Raw genomic sequence first — 5871 nt, forward strand, 5'->3', positions numbered from 1 at the left:
GCGCCGCAAAAGCAAAAAGCGCCCGTTGGGGCGCTTGCATGTGGTGTTTTGTAGATTTGGTTGCGGGAGCAGGATTTGAACCTGCGACCTTCAGGTTATGAGCCTGACGAGCTACCGGGCTGCTCCATCCCGCGACGCTTTTGGTTGTGCTACCGGCTATCGGCTGTTTGAGCACATCCTGGATTGTGCTTCGGGCGATGGCCTTGAGCACGGTGTGGGGCGCGTTGCGTGCCCCTTTGTCCCTTTCGGGTCCCTGCCCTTTTGGCATGCGCTGCAAGGGTGGGGGATCATCGTTGTCGAGAGATACGGGGTGTGGGTCTTACTAGGTTTGGCGGTGACCTACTCTCCCACGTCTTGAGACGCAGTACCATTGGCGCGGCAGCACTTAACGGCCGGGTTCGGAATGGAGCCGGGTGTTTTGCTTGCGCTATGACCACCAAACCGAGAAAGACCCACATGCTGCAGGCAGCATGTGGGTCCGGTCGGCGGAAGCGACCTGCGAAGCAGGTTGCGGGCCGACACGGGTCACATGCTGGGTGCAGCATTTCCAAGTCAAGTATGTGTAGGGGTTGTATGCTTTCCGTTCGGAACAGCCTTGCTGTTCCTGGATCGGATCAAGCCTATCGGGCCATTAGTACCGGTCAGCTGAACGCATTGCTGCGCTTACACCTCCGGCCTATCGACGTGGTGGTCTTCCACGGCCCTCAGGGATACCTTGTTTTGAGGGGGGCTTCCCGCTTAGATGCCTTCAGCGGTTATCCTGTCCGATCATAGCTACCCAGCACTGCCGTTGGCACGACAACTGGTCCACCAGTGGATCGTTCACCCCGGTCCTCTCGTACTAGGGGCAACTCCTCTCAAGTATCCTACACCCACGGCAGATAGGGACCGAACTGTCTCACGACGTTCTAAACCCAGCTCACGTACCTCTTTAAATGGCGAACAGCCATACCCTTGGGACCTGCTCCAGCCCCAGGATGAGATGAGCCGACATCGAGGTGCCAAACACTGCCGTCGATATGGACTCTTGGGCAGTATCAGCCTGTTATCCCCGGCGTACCTTTTATCCGTTGAGCGATGGCCCTCCCACTTGGGACCACCGGATCACTATGGCCGTCTTTCGACTCTGCTCGACTTGTCAGTCTTGCAGTCAGGCTGGCTTCTGCCATTGCACTCAACGAGCGATTTCCGACCGCTCTGAGCCAACCTTCGCGCGCCTCCGTTACGCTTTAGGAGGCGACCGCCCCAGTCAAACTACCCGCCACACAGGGTCCCGGAACCCGATAAGGGATCGCGGTTAGACATCAAGCAATGCAAGGGTGGTATCTCAAGGGAGGCTCCACAGACACTGGCGTGTCTGCTTCGAAGCCTACCACCTATCCTGCACATGCATGGCCTGATGCCAGTGTGAAGCTGTAGTAAAGGTGCACGGGGTCTTTCCGTCTAACCGCGGGAAGCCTGCATCTTGACAGGCAATTCAATTTCGCTGAGTCGATGTTGGAGACAGCGGGGAAGTCGTTACGCCATTCGTGCAGGTCGGAACTTACCCGACAAGGAATTTCGCTACCTTAGGACCGTTATAGTTACGGCCGCCGTTTACCTGGGCTTCAATTCAGAGCTCTCACCCCTCCTTTTAACCTTCAGGCACCGGGCAGGCGTCAGACCCTATACGTCGTCTTGCGACTTCGCAGAGCCCTGTGTTTTTAGTAAACAGTCGCCACCCCCTGGTTTGTGCCCCCAGCCAAAACTTGCGTTGAAACTGGGCCTCCTTCTCGCGAACTTACGGAGGTATTTTGCCGAGTTCCTTCAACATCGTTCTCTCAAGCGCCTTGGTATTCTCTACCAGTCCACCTGTGTCGGTTTCGGGTACGGTCTCAAAGTGGGGCTATTTCCAGGAACTGCTGAGCGGCCCCTCCAATCCGATAAGGAGGAACAACCTTTGCAATCCGTCACCACCACATGGCCCAGGAATATTGACCTGGTTCCCATCGACTACGCCTTTCGGCCTCGCCTTAGGGGCCGGCTTACCCTGCTCAGATTAGCTTTAAGCAGGAACCCTTGGACTTTCGGCGAGAGTGTCTCTCACACTCTTTGTCGCTACTCATGTCATCATTCTCGCTAGTGATCTCTCCACCGGATGCCTTACAGCCCGGCTTCACAGAAAGGACTATCTCCTCCATTACATCCCGAAGGATGCAGAAGAGGAGGAGTCCTATGTCACACTACGCTCCGCTACCATGCGCTATGCGCATCCTCGGCTTCGGCTCATGGCTTGAGCCCCGTTACATCTTCGCCGCAGGACAACTTAATTAGACCAGTGAGCTGTTACGCTATCTTTAAAGGATGGCTGCTTCTAAGCCAACCTCCTGGTTGTTTTGGTCGTCCCACCTGCTTTCCCACTTAGCCATGAATTGGGGGCCTTAGCCGGAGGTCAGGGTTGTTTCCCTCTCCACTACGGGCGTTAGCACCCGCAGTGTGTCTGCCATCTAGTACTCCCGGGTATTCGGAGTTTGGTTAGGATCAGTAAGCCTGTGGGGCCCCATTACCCATCCAGTGCTCTACCCCCCGGGGTATTCGGATGACGCTCTACCTAAATAGATTTCGCGGAGAACCAGCTATCTCCGAGTTTGATTGGCCTTTCACCCCTAGGCACAACTCATCCCGACCTTTTTCAACAGGTGTGGGTTCGGACCTCCAGTTAGTGTTACCTAACCTTCATCCTGGTCATGCCTAGATCACTCGGTTTCGGGTCTGATCCATCTAACTCGACGCCCTATTAAGACTCGCTTTCGCTGCGCCTACACCTAACGGCTTAAGCTTGCTAGATAGACCAAGTCGATGACCCATTATACAAAAGGTACGCCGTCAGCTCTCGAGGAGCCTCCGACTGATTGTAGGCGTTCGGTTTCAGGTACTGTTTCACTCCCCTCGTCGGGGTGCTTTTCACCTTTCCCTCACGGTACTGGTTCGCTATCGGTCAGTAAGGAGTACTTAGCCTTCGGAGGTGGTCCTCCGATCTTCGAACAGGATTTCACGTGTCCCGCCCTACTTAATACGTTCCATCGAGCTTCACATACGGGACTGTCACCCGCTGTGGTTGGCCTTTCCAGACCATTCTGTTCACTCTCAGGACTCGGCTGGTCCCCGTTCGCTCGCCGCTACTAGGGGAGTCTCTATTGATGTCCTTTCCTCCGGGTACTTAGATGTTTCAGTTCCCCGGGTTTGCTCTTAAAACCCTATGTGTTCAGGTTAAAAGTACCTGTTTAAGCCCGTTATAGGCTGCTCCGAAGAGCAATTATAACGAACTTTCAGGTGGGTTGCCCCATTCGGAAATTCCTGGATCAAAGCTTATTCTCAGCTCCCCAGGACTTATCGCAGAGTATCACGTCCTTCATCGCCTCTTACTGCCAAGGCATCCACCAAACGCCCTTCTCGCGCTTGATCCGATCCAGAAAGAGCAAGGCTTTATAGTGTCCTACCGCCTTTCGGCTACTTGAGGACTTGCCATGCAAGGGACTACGCTGGTTCGTGCAGCCCCATCTATTTCCGGATCAGAAGCATACTTTCCCGCCCTCGCCGTGCGGCGAGGACAATCTCATTCACCCTATGCAAAGTGAATGAGGGGTTAGTGTACTTGACTTGGACAACTCTGTTCTTTTTCTGATCGGGATATTTCGCACTTGGTCGAGGAAACAACCGCTGCGCAAAACCTTCCCCTTGCGGGGAACCAACCAGAGATCGCCGCACACTCGCGGCAATCAAACAGTGTTGATTTTGTATCTCTCTAAACGATGTCAATGCGTCCGATTGGACGGATAAGCACTCGAAAGTGCTTATCGATCAAATCGATCTTTTCTCTCTGACAGGGAATGGTGGGTCGAGGAGGACTTGAACCTCCGACCTCACGCTTATCAGGCGTGCGCTCTAACCACCTGAGCTACCGACCCATTCTCTAGGCCTAGGCAGAACTTACTCTTTTTCGCTGTGCGAAAGGGAGTGGTGGAGCCTAGGAGGATCGAACTCCTGACCTCCTGAATGCAAATCAGGCGCTCTCCCAGCTGAGCTAAGGCCCCACAATTCTGCTCGCAGAATTGGCAGGACAACAAAGCGTCACCCGGTGGCAATCCTGGGAGCCACTGTCACAACAGCCCGTTGGCTATTGCTTAAGTCTGAAGAGATATGAGGACGGCCTGGCTCTTTGATGTGCACCAGTGACTAACTGGTGCTTGCTAAGTGTTTCACGTCGGTCAGCGAGCTGACTGAGCTAGAAACATCCTTAGAAAGGAGGTGATCCAGCCGCAGGTTCCCCTACGGCTACCTTGTTACGACTTCACCCCAGTCGCTGATCCTACCGTGGCCGCCTGCCTCCCGAAGGTTAGCGCAGCGTCGTCGGGTAGAACCAACTCCCATGGTGTGACGGGCGGTGTGTACAAGGCCCGGGAACGTATTCACCGCGTCATGCTGTTACGCGATTACTAGCGATTCCGACTTCATGGGGTCGAGTTGCAGACCCCAATCCGAACTGAGACAGTTTTTTGGGATTAACCCATTGTCACTGCCATTGTAGCACGTGTGTAGCCCAACCCGTAAGGGCCATGAGGACTTGACGTCATCCACACCTTCCTCCCGCTTATCACGGGCAGTTTCTCCAGAGTGCCCAGCCGAACTGCTGGCAACTGAAGATGTGGGTTGCGCTCGTTGCCGGACTTAACCGAACATCTCACGACACGAGCTGACGACAGCCATGCAGCACCTGTCACTCGGTCACCGAAGTGAAAACCAGATCTCTCTGGCGGTCCGAGGATGTCAAGGGTTGGTAAGGTTCTGCGCGTTGCTTCGAATTAAACCACATGCTCCACCGCTTGTGCGGGCCCCCGTCAATTCCTTTGAGTTTTAATCTTGCGACCGTACTCCCCAGGCGGAATGCTTAATCCGTTAGGTGTGTCACCGACAAGCATGCTTGCCGACGACTGGCATTCATCGTTTACGGTGTGGACTACCAGGGTATCTAATCCTGTTTGCTCCCCACACTTTCGCACCTCAGCGTCAGTATCGAGCCAGTGAGCCGCCTTCGCCACTGGTGTTCTTCCGAATATCTACGAATTTCACCTCTACACTCGGAGTTCCACTCACCTCTCTCGAACTCAAGACCAGGAGTTTTGGAGGCAGTTCCGAGGTTGAGCCCCGGGATTTCACCCCCAACTTTCTGATCCGCCTACGCGCGCTTTACGCCCAGTAATTCCGAACAACGCTAACCCCCTCCGTATTACCGCGGCTGCTGGCACGGAGTTAGCCGGGGTTTCTTTACTGGGTACAGTCATTATCTTCCCCAGCGAAAGAGCTTTACGACCCTAAGGCCTTCATCACTCACGCGGCATGGCTAGATCAGGGTTGCCCCCATTGTCTAAGATTCCCCACTGCTGCCTCCCGTAGGAGTCTGGGCCGTGTCTCAGTCCCAGTGTGGCTGATCATCCTCTCAAACCAGCTATAGATCGTAGGCTTGGTAGGCCATTACCCCACCAACTACCTAATCTAACGCGGGCCGATCCTTCTCCGATAAATCTTTCCCCCGAAGGGCGTATACGGTATTAAACCCAGTTTCCCGGGACTATTCCGTAGAGAAGGGCACGTTCCCACGCGTTACTCACCCGTCCGCCGCTAGACCCGAAGGTCTCGCTCGACTTGCATGTGTTAGGCCTGCCGCCAGCGTTCGTTCTGAGCCAGGATCAAACTCTCAAGTTGAAAACCGATTGCTCGGTTGTCCTTGACGTTCGAACCTCAGCACATCTTTGACTGCATCACCGACGAACCGGGAAGGTCCGCGGCTGCTCCACCCGGCTAAGGAAAGGAGCGCAATCAAACTTTCTGTTT

General features: G+C 54.7%; 3 tRNA genes and 3 rRNA genes. All 6 read right to left on the reverse strand.

What is annotated here, in order from left to right:
* Window positions 1-57 precede the first annotated feature (57 nt).
* The 6 genes from LC039_RS26660 to LC039_RS26685 all read right to left on the reverse strand — a co-directional run bounded on the left by LC039_RS26660 (window position 58) and on the right by LC039_RS26685 (window position 5742).
* A tRNA-Met gene (locus LC039_RS26660) sits at window positions 58-134 on the reverse strand.
* Window positions 135-326: 192 nt separating this feature from the next.
* Window positions 327-441: ribosomal RNA gene (gene rrf / locus LC039_RS26665) — 5S ribosomal RNA — on the reverse strand.
* A 169-nt stretch (window positions 442-610) separates the two neighbouring features.
* Window positions 611-3444: ribosomal RNA gene (locus tag LC039_RS26670) — 23S ribosomal RNA — on the reverse strand.
* A gap of 426 nt (window positions 3445-3870) precedes the next feature.
* A tRNA-Ile gene (locus tag LC039_RS26675) sits at window positions 3871-3947 on the reverse strand.
* A gap of 50 nt (window positions 3948-3997) precedes the next feature.
* Window positions 3998-4073, reverse strand: a tRNA-Ala gene (locus tag LC039_RS26680).
* Between the two features lie 207 nt (window positions 4074-4280).
* Window positions 4281-5742, reverse strand: a 16S ribosomal RNA gene (locus LC039_RS26685).
* Together the 16S, 23S and 5S rRNA genes with 3 tRNA genes alongside form the textbook arrangement of a ribosomal RNA operon.
* Window positions 5743-5871 lie beyond the last annotated feature (129 nt).

Source organism: Alloyangia pacifica (genome assembly GCF_020524285.1).
GTDB lineage: Bacteria > Pseudomonadota > Alphaproteobacteria > Rhodobacterales > Rhodobacteraceae > Salipiger > Salipiger pacificus_B.